Origin of the sequence: Mesorhizobium sp. B1-1-8 (genome assembly GCF_006442795.2) — a bacterium.
Classification (GTDB): domain Bacteria; phylum Pseudomonadota; class Alphaproteobacteria; order Rhizobiales; family Rhizobiaceae; genus Mesorhizobium.
The window spans coordinates 62,270-78,197 of the sequence record NZ_CP083957.1; the positions used below are offsets into that span (position 1 = coordinate 62,270).

The following is a 15,928-nucleotide window of genomic DNA, read 5'->3' on the forward strand; positions in this document are numbered from 1 at the left end:
AGAGGAGAATCCGCAATGAGCACCGAAACGAAAGACGGTTGGGTGGGTGTGGTGAAAGGTCGTCCGCAGGTCGGCGCCTTCGCCGAGCGCACACGGCGCACGAGGATGAGCGACATCGAGGCCTTCACCGACATCACCGGCGATCGCAATCCGCTGCATTACGACCGTGCGCTGGCCGAGAAGTCGGTGTTCGGCAAGCTGATCGTCCAGGGCGGCGTTACCTCCGGCATCCTCAACGCGCTGGTGGCGGAGGATCTGCCCGGCCCCGGAACCGTGTTTCTCGAAGTGGCCTGGAAGTTCGTCAAAGCCGTTGGCGTTGATGAGGAGATCACCGGACGCGTGGAGGTCAAGGACGTGCGCCCCGACAAGCCGATCTGCAAGATCGAGACCAGCGTGCGCAACGGCCAGGGCGAGCTTTGCCTCACCGGCACGGCCACAGTTTTCACCGTACCGCTGCAAGGCGCATGAGCACGGTCGGCGGCGGCCGGCTTGGCATGGCGGCCGACAGCGAGCGCTGGCGCGTGCTGTCGCTGCTTTGCCTGGCGGTCGTCCTGTCGCTAACCACCTGGTTTTCGGCGACCGCGATAGTTCCCGAACTGAAGCAGGAACTGGCGCTCGGTGCGGGCGCCGAGGCCTGGCTGACCAATGGCGTCCAGGTCGGCTTCGTGATCGGCGCGCTGGCGGCGAGCCTGATCAATCTTCCCGACCTTGTGCGGCTCAGCCGCCTGATGGCGGCCGCGGCCCTTGTCGCCGCTTTAGCCAACGCGACGCTGCTGCTTCATCCCGGACCGGGCGGCGTGATCGCCGCGCGCATCGTCACCGGCGCGGCGCTCGCCGGCGTCTATCCTCCGGCGCTGAAGCTGGTCGCCACCTGGTTCATGCGCGACCGAGGGCTGGCGCTCGGCGCGGTCATCGGCGCGCTGACCGTCGGCTCAGCGCTGCCGCATCTCTTCCGCGCCGTCTCGACCGCGCTCGACTGGCGTCCCGTGGTCGCCGCCGCCAGCGTGGCGACGGCGGCAGGCGCGCTGCTTTTCCTGCTGTCGGCAAAGGAAGGACCCCATCCCTTCGGCAAGGCCACCTTCGAGCCTTCGCGCATCGGCCAGGTGTTCCGCGAAAAGCCGCTGCTGCTCGCCAATGTCGGCTATCTCGGCCATATGTGGGAGCTCTATGCCATGTGGGCATGGCTGCTTGCCTATACGCGCGCCGCTTTCGAAGCGCAGGCGACGGGAACCGCCGCCGCCGCGTCGCTCTCGACCTTTCTTGTCGTCGCATCCGGCACCCTTGGCTGCCTGCTAGGAGGCTATCTGTCGGACCGCATCGGCCGCACCGCCACCACCGCCGGCATGATGCTTGTCTCGGCCGGCTGCGCGCTGCTGATGGGCTTTCTCTTCACCGGCCCGCTCTGGCTGTTCATGCTGGTGGCGATCGTCTGGGGCATTTCGGTGATCGGCGATTCGGCGCAGTTCTCCGCCGCCGTCACCGAGCTTGCCGACCGTCGCTTCGTCGGTACGGCACTTTCGGTGCAACTGGGCGCCGGCTTCGCGCTGACGGTGCTCGCCATCTGGCTGACGCCGCGCTTCGCCAATTTTATCGGCGGCTGGCGCTGGGCCTTTGTGCTCTTGGTTCCCGGGCCGCTTCTGGGCGCTGCCGCCATGCTATGGTTGCGAAACTTGCCGGAGAGCGTGAAAATGGCCGGTGGTCTCCGCTAGGGAGGCGCTGCCGCTTTCTCAGTTCGCGGCAAATGAATTGCGGCGGGACCGAATGGAACAAGCAACCAGAATGCGCGGGCGTCCTCGTTACGACCAGGAAGATGCCGAGGCGGCCGAGGCTTTCCGCTCGATCGGCTCAAAGGTTCAGCTCAACCGCGATGAGGCGGCCCCGCTCTGGGTGCAGTTGCGCAACCAGGTCGAGGAGGCGATCAACACCGGTCTGCTTGCCGCGAATTCGCGCATTCCGTCCGAGCAGGCGCTTTGCGATTTCTTCGGCGTCTCGCGCCCGGTCGTGCGCGCCGCTATCGGCTCGCTGTCCAACGAAGGCCGCATCATCAAGATGCCGCGCAAGGGCATGTTCGTCGCGGCGCCCCGCGAGCATGTCGACTTCATGACCGCCAATCTCGGCGTGTTCGACGACCTGACCGCAAAAGGTCACAAGGTGTCGACGCGCACGCTGGAGATCTACCGCTGCCCGCCGAACGACAAGGAGTCCAAAATCTTTGGCATTCCCGCCAATGGCAGCGTGGTCCGCATCAGCCGCGTCTATATGACCGACGGCTCGCCGATCACCATGACGCGCATCAGCCTGCCGGGGCACCGGGTGCCGGGGCTGGAGAACATCCTGTCGGAAAACCAGTCGATCTTCGGCACCATCCGCGCCGTGTTCGGACTGACCGTGAAGCGCGCCGACCGCTGGTTGCGCGCCGCACTTCCCACCAAGGAAGAGGCCGATCAGATGGGCGTCGCCGCCAACACGCCGCTGATCGAGATCGAGTCGATCGCCTATGACGCCGACGGTGCGGCGCTCGAATATTACGAAGCCTTCTACAACTCATCCGTCGCCCGCATTCACATGGCGGTGGAGCAGCCGTCCGCCACGGTGAATGGCGTTGATCGCACCTGAGCCGGATTCAATTCAAAAAAGATTCCGTTTCTGGTTATAACCAGATTGACGGACCCTGGAAGCTTCTGTAACGTCCTCGTCATGGGGTCGGGAGGAGCCTGACCCGGAGGCATTTATCAGGACCAGGTGGCTTGCGGCGCTGCTTCGGCGGCGAGGGCGGAGTTTTGCCCGCGCTCTAAGCCCGTCCTGATGGAGGACGTGCATGGATTACCGGGCGCAATTCGATCTGGCGGGCGAGGTAGCCGTCGTCACCGGCGGCGCCAGCGGCATCGGCTTCGAGACCGCCAAGGCGCTAGGCACTTGCGGCGCGAGCGTCGTTCTTCTCGACATGAATGCGAATGGGTTGAAAGCTGCCGCCGAGGCGCTTGAGGCAGCGGGAGTGGCAAGCGTCGACGGTCGCGTGCTCGACGTCACGGATCCGCAAGCTGTCGAGGCGATGGCCGCCGGAATCGTCGCCGACTTCGGCAAGGTCGATATCCTGGTCAACAGCGCCGGCATCGCCCGCCTCAACACTGCGCTCGACACGTCGGATGAAGAATGGCGCCTGGTGATGGATGTCAACGTCAACGGCGTCTACTGGGGTTCGCGTGCCTTCGGCCGGTCCATGGTCGCCCGCAAGAAGGGCTCGATCGTCAATCTCGGCTCGATGTCGGGCCTGATCATCAACCGTCCGCAGACGGCTCCGTCCTACATGGTGAGCAAGGGCGCCGTGCACATGATGACGAAGGCGCTTGCCGTCGAATGGGCAAAGTCGGGCGTGCGTGTCAACGCCCTGGCGCCGGGCTATGTCGGCACCGAGATGACGCTGAAGATGCGCGAGCGTCCCGAACTCTTCAACACCTGGATCGACATGACGCCGATGGGTCGGCTGGGCGAGCCGCAGGAGATCGCTTCGGCGATCCTGTTTCTGGCGTCACCCGCCTCCAGCTACGTCACGGGCGCGATCCTATCGATTGATGGCGGCTACACGGCCTGCTGACGGGCCGAGCAAGGATTGGAATATCGCATGACCGCTACGGACCTGGAGGCGCGCCAGGCAATCATCGACGCCTGCATCCAGATGAACGCGCTGGGCATCAACCAGGGCACTTCCGGCAACATCAGCCGGCGCCACGGCGAGGGCATGCTGATCTCGCCGACCAGCACGCCTTACGACACGCTGACGCCCGAGGACATCGTCTTCATGGCCTGGGATGGCGGGGTCGACGGACGCCTGCCGCCGTCGAGCGAATGGCGCTTCCATCTCGACATCATGAAGGCGCGTCCGGAGGTCAACGCGGTCGTTCACGCGCATCCGACCTACAGCACGACGATCGCCATCATGGGCAGGAAAATACCGGCGATCCATTACATGGTCGCGGTCGGCGGCGGCAGCGACATACGCTGCGCGCCCTACGCTACCTTCGGCACGGCGGAGCTTTCGGCGCATGCGGTGGAGGCGTTGCGCGACCGCAAGGCCTGCCTGCTTGCCCAGCACGGCATGATCGCCGTCGGATCGAGCCTCAGCCAGGCCATGTGGCTTGCCGTCGAGGTCGAGACGTTGGCGCGCCAGTATCACGGCGCCCTGCAGATCGGCGAGCCGCCGGTGCTGTCGGACGAGGAGATCGAAAACGTCATCAAGCGCATGGCGAGCTACGGCCTGCGCGACAATGAGGCCGCTGCCTGAGGAGCGGCCATCTGGCAGAATCCTCCGGGAAGGCCCGGAGCGATCAACAAGGGAGGAAATGAAATGATCAGATCAATGAAAGGCCTCGTCGGCGCGCTCGCTTGGGGGTTGGCGGCGGCTTGCAGCCTTGCCGCCGTCTCCAGCGCGACCGCCGAGGAACTGTCGCTCAAGGGCAAGCGCATCGGCGTCTCGGCAATAGGCACCGACCATTATTGGGACCTGATGGCGTTCCGCGGCATCCAGGACCGCGTCAAGGAACTCGGCGGCGAGGTCATCGCGCTCGATGCCGGCCGCAAGGACCAGCAGCAGATCGCACAGCTGCAGACGCTGATCGCCCAGAAGCCGGACGCCATTGTCGAGCAACTCGGCAACCTCGAAGTGCTGAACCCGTGGCTACAGAAGATCCGCGATGCCGGCATCCCGCTGTTCACGGTCGACACCGCGACGCCGCACGCCATCAACAACACCACCTCCAACAACTACAACATCGGCGCCGAGATCGCTCTGCAGATGGTCGCCGACATGGGTGGCAAGGGTAATGTGCTGGTCTTCAACGGCTTCTACAGCGTGCCGGTCTGCAAGATCCGCTACGACCAGCTGAAATATGTGCTGACCTCGTTCCCGGGTGTGAAGATCGTCGAGCCGGAACTGCGCGACGTTATCCCGAACACGGTGCAGAGCGCCTATTCCAACGTCACCGACATGCTCACCAAGTCGCCCGAGAAGGGCTCGATCGGCGCAGTCTGGGCCTGCTGGGACGTGCCGCAGATCGGCGCCACGCAGGCGGTCGAGGCCGCCGGCCGCAACGAGGTCAAGACCTACGGCATCGACGGCAGCCCGGAAGTCATCAAGATGGTGATGGACCCGAAGTCGTCGGCCGGCGCGGTCGCGGCGCAGCAGCCCTATGAGATCGGCAAGACCTCGGTCGACAACGCCGCCAAGTATCTGGCCGGTGAGAAGGTGCCGCCTTTCACTTTCGTGCCTTCGGTGCTGATCAACAAGGAAAATGCGGCCGAAAGAGGAAAGCCGTTCCTCGACGCCGCCGAGAAGGCTGGCGTTAAATAAGACGGAACGAAACGACGGGCAGCCGCGCCCATGCGGCTGCCCGTCACATTCAACCAGGATTTGACGGCCATGCAGACAGCAAAGCGTGACATTGCTGTGTCGATGAGGGGCATATCGAAACGGTTCGGTCCGGTGCGCGCCTTGGAAAACGCGAACCTCGAGATCGCGCGCGGCTCGATCCTCGGCCTTGTCGGCCAGAACGGCGCCGGCAAGTCGACGATCATCAAGGTGCTGGCCGGCATCATCAAGCCGGACAGCGGCAGCATCGTCATCAACGGCGAGGCCGTCACCTCGCTCACGCCGGCTTCAGTCGAAAAGCTCGGCGTGCACTTCATCCACCAGGACAGGCTCCTGGTGCCGACCGCGACCATCGGCGAAGCCGTGTTCCTCGGCCGTGAAATCGGCCTCGGCCCGTTCGTCAGCCGCCGCGCCATGGAGCGCAAGGCCGCGGACCTGTTGAAGCGGTTCTTCGGCATGGAGCTGCCGTCGGGAACGCTGGTCAAGGACCTGACCACGGCGCAGCAGAAGGTGGTGCAGATCACCCGCGCGCTGGCGCAGAAGGCGTCGGTGCTGGTGCTCGACGAGCCGACGGCGGCACTGGTCAAGCGCGAGGTGGACAGCCTGTTCGACGTGCTGCGCCGGCTGCGCAACGACGGCATCGCCGTAGTCTTCATTTCCCACTACATGCAGGAGATCGAAAAACTCTGCGACCGTGTCACCGTGATGCGCAACGGCACGGATGTCGGAACCATCGATCCGCGCGAGACCTCGATTGACGACATCATCTCGATGATGATCGCCCGCGATGTTGGCGAGATGTTTCCCAAGCGCACGGTCACTCTCGGAGAGCCGGTGCTGGAAGTCGCCAGCCTGCGGCTCGGCGGCAGCTTCGAGAAGATCGGCTTCGACGTCCGCGCCGGCGAGATTGTCGGCCTCACCGGCTTGCTCGGCTCCGGCGCCAAGGAAATTGTCCAGTGCCTGTTCGGCCTGCAGACGGCCGATGGCGGCTCCATCAAGGTGGAGGGACGGCAGCTGTCGCTGTCGACGCCGGTCAGGGCCGTGCGGGATGGCATCGCCATGCTGCCGGAAGACCGGCGCGCGCACGGCGTCGCGCTTGGCCTGTCGGTGCGCGAAAACATTTCGCTCGCCAGCCTGCGCCGCTATTCGAAAGTCGGCTTCGTCCGTCGCGGCGCCGAGAACCAGATCATCGACGGCCTGATCAAAGAGCTCTCGATCAAGACGCCGCATCGCGACGCGCTGGTGCGCGAGCTCTCAGGCGGCAACCAGCAGAAAGTGGCGATCGCCAAATGGCTGAGCTGCCAGTCGCGCGTCTATGTGCTGGACGAGCCGACGGTGGCGGTCGATGTCGGCGCCAAGGTCGAAATCTACAATCTGTTGAACCGGCTGGCGGACGAGGGCGCGGCGATCCTGCTTCTGTCTTCGGATCTGTTGGAGTTGGTCGGCGTCTGTGACCGTGTGCTGGTCGTCTATCGCGGCCGGCTTGCCGGCAGCTTCTCCGGCCCTGCGATGAACAGCGACGCGCTGCTGGCGGCTTCGTCCGGCGCCCGCCCGAACGCCGATGGGGTGGCCGCATGAGCGCGACTGTTCTCCACACCGAAGTCGGTGTTTCCGACGAAAAACAAGCCGCTGCCAAGAGCGCCGGCCGGCGCTTTGGCGCCCTGGTCGTGCGGCTTGGCGCGATCACCGCCTTCGCCGCGATCATGGCCTATTTCGCCATCTTCGCGCCGGGCTTCACCTCGACCTTCAACCTGATCAACGTCGTCGAGCAGTCGGCGATCCTGGGCGTGCTCGCCTATGGCATGACGGCCGTCATCATCGGCGGCGGCTCCGATGTTACCGAAGGCGGCATCGACCTGTCGATCGCCGCCAATATGGGGCTTTGCGCCGCCGTCTACGCGACGCTCTTGTCGATGGGCTATGGCGACTCCCTCTCGGTGCTCGCAGCCATCGCCATCGGCATGGCGGTCGGCGCGCTGAACGCTCTGGCCGTGGTCGGCCTCGGCATCCTGCCGCTGCTCGCAACGCTTGCCGTGCTCAATGTCGCGGCCGGCATGGAACTTACGCTCACCCAGAACACGGTCGTCGGCGCATCCTCCCCGCTGCTCGGCTTTCTGGTCTCTGGGACCTTCCTCGGCATCTCCGCGCTTGCCTGGGCGCTGATCGTTTTCTCGGCGATCATGGTCGCCATCATTCACGGCACCGCGTTCGGGCTGCGGCTTTACGCCGTCGGCGGTCATCCCGAGGCCGCACGCGCGGCTGGCCTCAGCGTCCCGTTCTACGTGTCCTTCACCTATGTGCTGAGCGGCTTCTGCGCGGCTGTGGCGGCGATCCTCACTGTCTCGCGCCTGTCGGCCAGCACGCCCGGCTCCGGCGAGCTGCTTCTGTCGGTGCTGGCCGCGGCCCTGCTCGGCACTGTCTTTTCGCGCCGCTTCGTGCCGACCATGGGCGGCACACTGCTCAGCGTGCTGTTCATCGGCCTTCTCGCCAACGGCTTTCAGCTGCTCAACGTCTCCAGCTACTGGGTCAACGGCGTGCAGGGCGCGCTAATCCTTCTGGTGGTGGCCATTACGTCCTTTGCCCGCGGTTCGGAGGGTTCGCGATGAGCGTCTCCGCCCACGACAACACCAGAACGAGCCTGCGCGCCTTCCTCGCCAAATACAGCGTGCTCATCGCCTTTGTCGCCATTGTCATCTTCTTCGCCGTGGCGAGCCCGACCTTCCTGACGCCGGCCAACCTCTTCAACGTGCTGGTCAACAACTTCGTCATGCTCGCGATCGTGGCGCTGGGCCTCACCATCGTCATCTCGTCGGGCGGCATCGATCTCTCGGTCGGCGTGTCCGTCGACATGGCAAGCATGATCTTCGTCATGCTTCTGGCCGCCGGCTACAGCGGCGTGGTCGGCGTCGCCGGCGGACTTGGCGCCGCTTTGATCGTCGGCATTCTCAACGCGATCCTGATCACCAGGCTCAACATCAGCCCGTTCCTGGCGACGCTCGGCGTGCTCTTCATCGGCCAGAGCACGCAGCAGCTTGCCACCAGCGGCGGCCAGCCGATCTATCTCACAAGCGGTTATGCGGCAGACCAGTTCAACGTCATCGCCCGCACCGCTCTGTTCGGCGTGCCGACCCCGGTGATCGTGCTGATCGTCCTGGCGGTCGCGGTCCATCTCCTGCTGCATCGCTCGGTGTTCGGCCGCTATGTCCAGGCCATGGGCGCGCAGCCGGGCGTGGCCTGGTATTCCGGCATCCGCGTGCCGCGCGAATTGTCGATGGTGCATGTGCTGTGTGCACTGCTCGCTGGCGTCACCGGCATACTCTTGTCGGCGACGGTGAAGTCCTATGTGCCGCTCTCCGGCAACGCCTTCCTGCTCGACGCGATCGGCGCCACCTTCATCGGCACGACGCTGAGCCGCGAGCGCAAGCCCTCGGTCATCGGCACGCTGCTCGGCGTGTTGCTTCTCGCCATCGTCAAGAACGGGCTGCTGCTGGTGGGCTGGAATTTCTACTGGCAGCAGGTCGGCATCGGCGTGCTCGTCTTCCTGGTGCTGGCCGCGAGCTTCGGCCTGCGCCGCGCCGCTCACTGAGTCCGAAAGGTTCGCCAACAATGCCACAATTCGACGTCAGCTCGATCGGCTTCTACGTCCTCGACATCCTGGGACGCCCGGTCTCGCGCATCCCCGACGGCGGCCGCGCCGACTATATCGAGGAGATCCGCATGACGGTTGCCGGCACGGCCGGCGCGACCGGTATGGACTGCGCGATCCTCGGCCTGAAGACCCGCGCCGTCACCACGCTCGGCACCGACGATATGGGCGACTGGTTCCTCGCCAAGCTGAAGAAGTACGGGTTGGAGACGAATCTCGTGCGCCGCGACGGCCGCGTCCAGACCTCGTCCACCATTCTGCCGGTGCGGCCGAATGGCGAGCGTCCAGCGCTGCATGTGCCGGGCACCGCCACTTTGTTCGAGGTCGCCGAGGCCGATCTCGACGCCGCGCTCGACGCGACCGTCGTCCATGTCGGCGGCACCGGCCTCCTGAAGCGTTTTGATGGCGAGCCCACGGTCAGGCTGTTGAAGCGCGCCAAGGAGCTTGGCCGCATCACCACCTTCGACCTCATCCAGGCGACCCCCGAAACGTGGAAGCTGGTCGAGCCTTGCCTGCCCTACATCGACTATTTCGTGCCGAGCATCGACGAGTCCGGCGAGATGGCGCATGACCGCGATCCAGCCCGCGTCGCCGCCTTCTTCAAGGCAAGGGGCGTGAAGAACTGCATTCTCACGCTTGGCGCCGATGGCGTGCATGTCTCGCCCGAGCATAGCGAGGATTTCCATCTGCCGGCCTTCGAGGTCCAGGTGTTGGACACCACGGGCTGCGGCGATTCCTTCACTGCCGGTATCATCGTCGGCATCGTCAAGGGCTGGGACCTCAAGCAGTCAGCGCGCTTTGCCAGCGCCGTCGCCGCCAAAGTGGCGATGGGGCTCGGCTCCGACGGCAAACTCGTTTCGTTCGACGACACGATCGCGGCGATGAATTCTCTCCCGGTCAAGACATTAAAGGTGGAAGCAGCATGACCATTCTCCCCGAAGCCAAAGGCAAGACGGCCCTCGTTACCGGCGCCAGCCGCGGCATCGGCAGGGCACTTGCCAAGGGGCTGGCCGATGCGGGCTTCGACGTCGCCATCACTGACCTGCCTTCGCAGGCGGGTGATCTTGCGGTGACGAAGAGCGAGATCGAGGCGGCCGGCCGCAAGGCCTTTGTCTACACGATGGACGTCAGCAAGAAAAAGGACATCGAGGCAACCGCGCAAGCGCTGCTCAAGAGCGCGGGCGGCATCGACGTGCTGGTCAACAATGCCGGCATCCTGAAGCCCAGCCTGCTCCAGGATCTGGACGAGGCCAACTGGAATGCGCATTTCGATGTCAACGCCAAGGGCGTGCTGATGATGTGCCAGGCGGTGCTGCCGCACATGCGGGCCAAAAAATCGGGCAGGGTGATCAATATCGCCTCAATCGCCGGCCGTCAGGGTGTGCCGACGCAGGGTCACTACGCAGCAACCAAGGCCGTCGTGATCACGCTGACTAGGGTGCTGGCGCAAGAAGTCGGCATGGACGGCGTCACCGTCAATGCCATCTGCCCCGGCATCATCCTGACCGAGATGGGTAAGAACAATCTGGGCAGCGAAGCGGCGGTTCGCCATTGGGAGGACGTCGCGGCGCTGAAGCGTCTTGGCACCCCGGAGGACGTCGTCGGGCCGGTCCTGTTCTTCGCTTCCGATCTTTCCGCTTTCGTCACTGGGCAGGCGCTCAACGTCGACGGCGGCATCTATTACCACTGACCACTCGCTGGAGTGGTCTGCCCGATCGCCAAGTCATCCATATCTTGGCGCAGAGCCGCCGTTTACCACACGCAATGCACGAGTCGGATTTGGGTCCGAACGGCTGGTTCAGCGGAAAGTTTAAGGAAGTGTTGAAGGCCTTCAAGAGGGAAGGGATCATCCTACGCAGGAGTTCAATTGCGCATTGAGCAGCTTCAAATCACCCTTGGTCTTGGTCATTGGGTTCGCCAGACCACATGAGAGAATACGAGGGAAACGGGTTGGCGAACCATCCGCTAGCGTATTTCCTGTAGAAAACGACGTTCCCTCTGCGACAACCATCATCGTTATCAATCTATTGCTTACGAGCAGTTCGCCGGTGTCGCTCTAAGGAGCTGTTCCACCACCCGCCGATGGCGTTTACTGTTCTACGGAATGGCAGCTTTGCGCCTCATGCTCGGCTGCTGAAGTCGATCTTGCCGTTCCCCAGAATCAGACATTCTCTGAGACCACCGGTGTCTGCCGTATGGACCAGGTTTCAGGTTCCTGGGTGTGAATATCGTCGGCGACTATGCTCTTGGACCTGCGGCTAACGGTTGGCAAAATGACAATGGTGGTGGTGACACAGCAGTGCGATCGAAACCGCGCCAATAGCGATAAGTGCTGCAGTAGCAAAATTCTCTATTTTAGAGAGGCTTGCGTACCTCGGGTAAAATGTTGCCGCAACCGCGTGGTAAGCTGGGTCGGAAATTGGTGAGATGGCCTTCGAAGAAGACAAGAAGCCCGATGCACCTCCCGATCGCACCTCGCCGCAGGGCCATGAGAAGTACATTGCCGGCCGCACGCTGATCAGCGGCGATGGTCCTGCGTGGAGGGACATGTTCGTGCAGGTCTTCTCTCGTCTCACGATGCAAGAGCCGTTCCTGGTTCCGGCGGTTGCTGAACCATTGATCGTGTGGGTGATGTCAGGGGAAGCGCTGGTCGAGGAGCGCGAACTGGGAGGCGAATGGATGGCCAACCGGGTAGCCGTCGGAGATTTCTTCCTCACGCGCTCAGCGACACCATATGAACTGCGCTGGGTTGCCAAGGGCGACGAGCCGTTTCAGGTCATGCATCTCTATCTCTCGGTTCCATTGTTTGAACGAGTGGCGGAGGAGCTATCAGGCAAAGCTACGCTGGGCCTGCGTGACATCTCCGGCGGCCGGGACGAGCAATTATCTCACCTGCTGGCGCTCATTCACCGCGAATTGACCGCGGAAGGCGCGGGCAGTGCCCTTTTCATCCAGGGATTGGCGCAAAGTCTGGCTGTTCATTTGGTCCGGCACTACGCGTCTTGGGAAAACGGAGGGCGCCGGCAAAGCGCTCTTCCAGGGGCGAAACTGCGCCGGGCAATCGCCTTCATGGAGGCGCACCTGCAGGAGCCATTTGATCTGGCCCAGGTGGCGCGGGGCGTTGGCATGAGCGAGTTCCACTTCAGCCGCTTGTTCAAGAAGGCGACGGGACTTTCGCCATCTCATCACTTCATCCGTCAGCGCGTCGCCAGAGCGCAGAGATTGCTGCAGGAGACCGATACCAGCATCATCGAGGTTGCAATGGCCGTCGGCTACACCAGCCCCAGTCATTTCGCCCAGATATTCCGCCGCGAAACGGGGCTATCGCCCCGGGACTATCGCCGTGACTGAGACTTTCCCGGGACCACAATAGAGCAATATCCCGACAGTTCGCGCAGGTTGCCGTGAGAAGGCGCCGACCACTCCAACTAATTTCATCCTTGTTCCAACGACCCCGCACGGGCACTCAACAAGGAGTTGAACAATGACGAACATTTCTGGAAAAGTCGCACTGGTCACCGGTGCTTCGAGCGGCATCGGCGCCGCCACTGCCTTGAAGCTTGCCAAGGCCGGCGCCAGGGTCGGTATCGCGGCGCGGCGAACAGACAAGCTCGAAGCACTCAAAAGCGAGATCGTTTCGATGGGCGGTGAGGCTCTGATGATCGCGATGGACGTGGTCGATGCCGCCTCGGTCGAAGCCGGCGTGAAAAAGCTGGCCGACGCCTTCGGTTCCATTGACATTCTCGTCAACAATGCCGGGCTGATGCCACTTTCTGACGTTGATCAGTTCAAGACCAACGAATGGCACCGCATGGTCGATGTCAACGTGAAGGGCCTGTTGAACGTCACCGCCGCCGTCCTGCCGCAGATGATCGGGCAGCATTCTGGTCATATCTTCAATATGTCCTCGATCGCTGGTCGCAAGGTCTTCAAGGGGCTGTCGGTCTATTGTGCGACCAAGCACGCCGTAGCCGCCTTTTCCGACGGCCTTCGCATGGAAATCGGCCAGAAGCACAACATCCGGGTTACCTGCATCCAGCCAGGCGCCGTCGCTACCGAACTCTACGATCACATTACCGACGCCCGCTACCGGCAGCAGATGGATGATCTCGCCAAGCAGATGACGTTCCTGCAAGGCTCCGACATCGGTGACACCATCGTCTTTGCCGCGCAGGCCCCCGCTCACGTGAATGTTGCGGAGCTCTTCGTGCTGCCGGTCGAACAGGGTTGGTAATTGAAATCAGAAATCTTTCCGCTCTCCGTCCGCAGGCGGAGAGGCGATCCTCGAAAAGGAGTTAATGATGAAAGAGATACCTGCTTCTCAGGCCTACCACCTCCTCGAACCGGGACCGATCGTTCTGGTGACGACGAGCCACAAGGGGACGCCGAACGTAATGACCATGGGGTTCCATATGATGATCCAGCATGCGCCACCGCTGATCGGCTGCGTCGTCGGGCCCTGGGACTACAGCCAGCGGGCGTTGAAAGAAACCGGTGAATGCGTCATCGCCATTCCAACAATCGATCTGGCCGAGATCGTTGTCGACATCGGCAATTGCTCCGGCGATTCCGTAGACAAGTTTCAGCGTTTTGGGCTGAAGACGCGCCCGGCAAAAGAGGTGAAGGCCCCGTTGCTCGCTAACTGCCTGGCCAATATCGAATGCCGGGTCGCCAACTCGAGCCTTGTCGATACCTACAACCTGTTCATCCTCGAGGCGAAACGGATCTGGATTGATGAAGCCCGGACAGAACGCCGGATGCTGCATCACCGCGGTGACGGCAGTTTCATGGTCGACGGAGCCCTGCTTGATCTAAGCGACCGCATGACGAAGTGGCGGCAATTGCCATAAGCCCCTCGCTACGCCCTGCAGCCAACCAAATACGCTGATCGTCGACTGCAAAGGATTGCTCGGATGAATAGCCCACACAAGTCAACTTCCACGCCCGACAGAACGCATCCCTATGTCGGGCTATGGATCACCGCAGACGGCCAAATTCGCCACAACCTGCTTTCGAACGGTCGCTATGACGAGGCGCGCGCCCGTCGAGAAAGTGCTTACCAGGGCCGATACGAGATCAGTGGCAACCACATCGATTATTGGGATGACACCGGCTTCACAGCCGATGGTGAGTTCAGAGATGGAGTCCTCTACCATGCTGGCATGGTGCTCCATCGAGACTGTAAAATTCCGCGTTAGTGGGGGTCATTCCGGTGCGGAGCGTCGGGCAGATCGCCTGGTCGCGAACGAAGAGAAGGACGCAGTTCGTTTTGTTGGGAGATTGGTGCCATGGCAACGGTGGAACGCCTCAGGCTCGCCATTCCGACAGTAGTATGCGTCAGTAGGGATTGACGAGGCAGTCAAGCGATCTCCGCTCAAAACTCGAATCCGCCGATGGTCATGCCACCGTCAACAATCAGCATCTGGCCAAAAACGTAGCTTGAGGCGTCTGAGCAGAGCCAAACGGCGGCTTCCGCAATTTCGCTCGGCTTACCGCCTCGTTTGGCGGGAATGGCGTTCGTCGTCTGTGCCGCAAAAGACGGATTTTGGGCGCTCGCCGTTACGACCATTGGGGTCTCGGTCCACCCCGGCGCCAAGGCATTCACTCGAATCCCATGTGCAGCGTTCTCCATCGCCGCGACCCGCGTCAGCCCATGGATGCCATGTTTTGACGCTGCGTAGGCAGACATTCCACCGGGCCGGTCAGTGCCGCAACCGAGGCGGTGTTGCAGATCACACCACCGCCGCTGCGCTTTAGAAGCGGAAGCTCATGCTTCATTGAGAGAAAGACGCTGCGCAGGTTGGTGCGCAAAACTTTGTCGAAATCATCCGTGGGATAGTCCTCGATCCGATGCGCACTGCCTGTGATTCCCGCGTTGTTGAAGGCAGCGTCCAGCCGCCCTGCTTCGGCGGCGATGCGCGACAGAAATACCGCGACATCCTCTTCCGACGACACGTCGATTCGGGCGACCTGCGCTTTACCCCCCGCCTTTGCCACGAGAGCCCGGGTCTCGGTGAGGCCCTGCTCATTGATATCCGCGCCAAAGACAAGGGCGCCGCGTGCGGCGAACGCCAAGGCGGCCTCCCGACCTATGCCCGATCCGGCACCGGTCACCAAAACCACCTTGCCATCGAAATCATCCAACATGATGCGTCTCCTGCCAAAAGCTTCATTCTCGCAGCAACGGCTTTCACCGTTTTCTGCCAACGACGTTGCTCGGTGCGTGGCCGGATCAGGCCAGCTTGATCAGGTCCTGAGCCACTAAGGTGCCGCCAAACTGCTGCAGATGGCTGGCCTGCCGCAGGGTGCCGAGGTCAAGCGCCGCATAGCCGAGCCGCTCGATGAGAGTTGCAACCTGGGACCTGGCGGTGCCGTCATCACCAGACAAGGCCACAACGCGTCGTCCGCCTGCCTGTGCTGGCGGCGCTTCCAGTTTTGCGGCGGGGACCGTATTGAAGGCCTTCACCACCCGGGCGCCAGCAAATGCCTCCGCGACGATCTCGGTTGAGAGCCGGCCGCCCAGGTCGGCAGGCTTGAACGACGGAAAGTCGACCGCGTTGCTCGCGTCGATCACCAGGCGGTCGTTCCAATTTGCACCCGCGGCATCCGCGTCCTCGACGAACGGCCGAACGGCACCAAAGGGAATCGCCAGGATCACCACGTCCGCGTGGACCGCGTCACCGGCGGTGGCAGGCCTGATGTTGGGACCGAGCGCGTGCGCCATGTCGGTGAGCGACGACGGACCCCGGCTATTGGCTACCATCACATCGATGCCCTGGCGCGCGAACTGCGTTGCAATCGCGTGGCCGATGGCGCCAGATCCGATTATCGCATAGGTCATTTGCTCGGTCCTCGAACGTCGGTGGAGTGCTCTGTTGCGTATGCTAGCGCTGCTGACCTAGGGTACGAAACTTGTA

At 62.9% G+C, this 15,928-nt stretch carries 16 protein-coding genes and 1 pseudogene; 15 read left to right on the top strand and 2 right to left on the bottom strand.

Annotated elements, in window-relative coordinates; all coding sequences use genetic code 11:
- The first annotated feature begins 15 nt into the window (after positions 1-15).
- The 15 genes from FJ974_RS27995 to FJ974_RS28065 all read left to right on the top strand — a co-directional run bounded on the left by FJ974_RS27995 (position 16) and on the right by FJ974_RS28065 (position 14,209).
- Positions 16-468, top strand: a complete 453-nt coding sequence (locus tag FJ974_RS27995; RefSeq protein WP_140532069.1) for a MaoC family dehydratase — start codon at positions 16-18, stop codon at positions 466-468.
- Complete coding sequence (locus tag FJ974_RS28000; protein WP_140532071.1) at positions 465-1,709, top strand: MFS transporter; 1,245 nt, start codon at positions 465-467, stop codon at positions 1,707-1,709. The genes FJ974_RS27995 and FJ974_RS28000 overlap by 4 nt, the downstream gene beginning before the upstream one ends.
- 70 nt (positions 1,710-1,779) lie before the next feature.
- The gene (locus FJ974_RS28005) at positions 1,780-2,616 is read left to right on the top strand and encodes a GntR family transcriptional regulator (RefSeq protein ID WP_140532073.1); all 837 of its coding nucleotides are present in this window, start codon (positions 1,780-1,782) and stop codon (positions 2,614-2,616) included.
- 202 nt (positions 2,617-2,818) lie between these two features.
- Complete coding sequence (locus FJ974_RS28010; RefSeq protein ID WP_140532075.1) at positions 2,819-3,595, top strand: SDR family NAD(P)-dependent oxidoreductase; 777 nt, start codon at positions 2,819-2,821, stop codon at positions 3,593-3,595.
- A gap of 27 nt (positions 3,596-3,622) precedes the next feature.
- The gene (locus tag FJ974_RS28015) at positions 3,623-4,282 is read left to right on the top strand and encodes a class II aldolase/adducin family protein (protein WP_140532077.1); all 660 of its coding nucleotides are present in this window, start codon (positions 3,623-3,625) and stop codon (positions 4,280-4,282) included.
- Positions 4,283-4,357: 75 nt separating this feature from the next.
- Positions 4,358-5,347 carry a sugar ABC transporter substrate-binding protein gene (locus FJ974_RS28020; RefSeq protein ID WP_140532388.1) on the top strand — a complete coding sequence of 330 codons (990 nt, stop codon included), beginning with the start codon at positions 4,358-4,360 and terminating at the stop codon, positions 5,345-5,347.
- 69 nt (positions 5,348-5,416) lie between these two features.
- The gene (locus tag FJ974_RS28025) at positions 5,417-6,943 is read left to right on the top strand and encodes a sugar ABC transporter ATP-binding protein (protein ID WP_181177054.1); all 1,527 of its coding nucleotides are present in this window, start codon (positions 5,417-5,419) and stop codon (positions 6,941-6,943) included.
- Positions 6,940-7,971 carry an ABC transporter permease gene (locus FJ974_RS28030; protein ID WP_140532079.1) on the top strand — a complete coding sequence of 344 codons (1,032 nt, stop codon included), beginning with the start codon at positions 6,940-6,942 and terminating at the stop codon, positions 7,969-7,971. Before FJ974_RS28025 ends, FJ974_RS28030 begins: the two co-directional genes overlap by 4 nt.
- The gene (locus FJ974_RS28035) at positions 7,968-8,951 is read left to right on the top strand and encodes an ABC transporter permease (protein WP_140532081.1); all 984 of its coding nucleotides are present in this window, start codon (positions 7,968-7,970) and stop codon (positions 8,949-8,951) included. Before FJ974_RS28030 ends, FJ974_RS28035 begins: the two co-directional genes overlap by 4 nt.
- A gap of 20 nt (positions 8,952-8,971) precedes the next feature.
- Positions 8,972-9,937 (top strand): carbohydrate kinase family protein, encoded by a 966-nt coding sequence (locus FJ974_RS28040; RefSeq protein ID WP_140532083.1) that lies wholly within the window; start codon positions 8,972-8,974, stop codon positions 9,935-9,937.
- Positions 9,934-10,701, top strand: a complete 768-nt coding sequence (locus tag FJ974_RS28045; protein WP_140532085.1) for an SDR family NAD(P)-dependent oxidoreductase — start codon at positions 9,934-9,936, stop codon at positions 10,699-10,701. Before FJ974_RS28040 ends, FJ974_RS28045 begins: the two co-directional genes overlap by 4 nt.
- 737 nt (positions 10,702-11,438) lie before the next feature.
- Positions 11,439-12,362: a helix-turn-helix domain-containing protein gene (locus FJ974_RS28050; protein WP_140532087.1), complete on the top strand. Its 924-nt coding sequence runs from the start codon at positions 11,439-11,441 to the stop codon at positions 12,360-12,362.
- Between the two features lie 133 nt (positions 12,363-12,495).
- Complete coding sequence (locus FJ974_RS28055) at positions 12,496-13,245, top strand: SDR family oxidoreductase (RefSeq protein WP_140532089.1); 750 nt, start codon at positions 12,496-12,498, stop codon at positions 13,243-13,245.
- Between the two features lie 67 nt (positions 13,246-13,312).
- Positions 13,313-13,861, top strand: coding sequence for a flavin reductase family protein (locus FJ974_RS28060; RefSeq protein ID WP_140532091.1), 549 nt, complete (start codon positions 13,313-13,315; stop codon positions 13,859-13,861).
- A gap of 63 nt (positions 13,862-13,924) precedes the next feature.
- Positions 13,925-14,209 (top strand): Atu4866 domain-containing protein, encoded by a 285-nt coding sequence (locus tag FJ974_RS28065; protein ID WP_140532093.1) that lies wholly within the window; start codon positions 13,925-13,927, stop codon positions 14,207-14,209.
- Positions 14,210-14,385: 176 nt separating this feature from the next.
- On the opposite strand, the pseudogene FJ974_RS30335 reads toward FJ974_RS28065, so the two are convergent.
- Positions 14,386-15,158 (bottom strand): annotated as a pseudogene (locus tag FJ974_RS30335) (SDR family NAD(P)-dependent oxidoreductase).
- An 85-nt stretch (positions 15,159-15,243) separates the two neighbouring features.
- Positions 15,244-15,852 carry an NADPH-dependent F420 reductase gene (locus FJ974_RS28075; RefSeq protein ID WP_140532095.1) on the bottom strand — a complete coding sequence of 203 codons (609 nt, stop codon included), beginning with the start codon at positions 15,850-15,852 and terminating at the stop codon, positions 15,244-15,246.
- Positions 15,853-15,928: the final 76 nt, after the last annotated feature.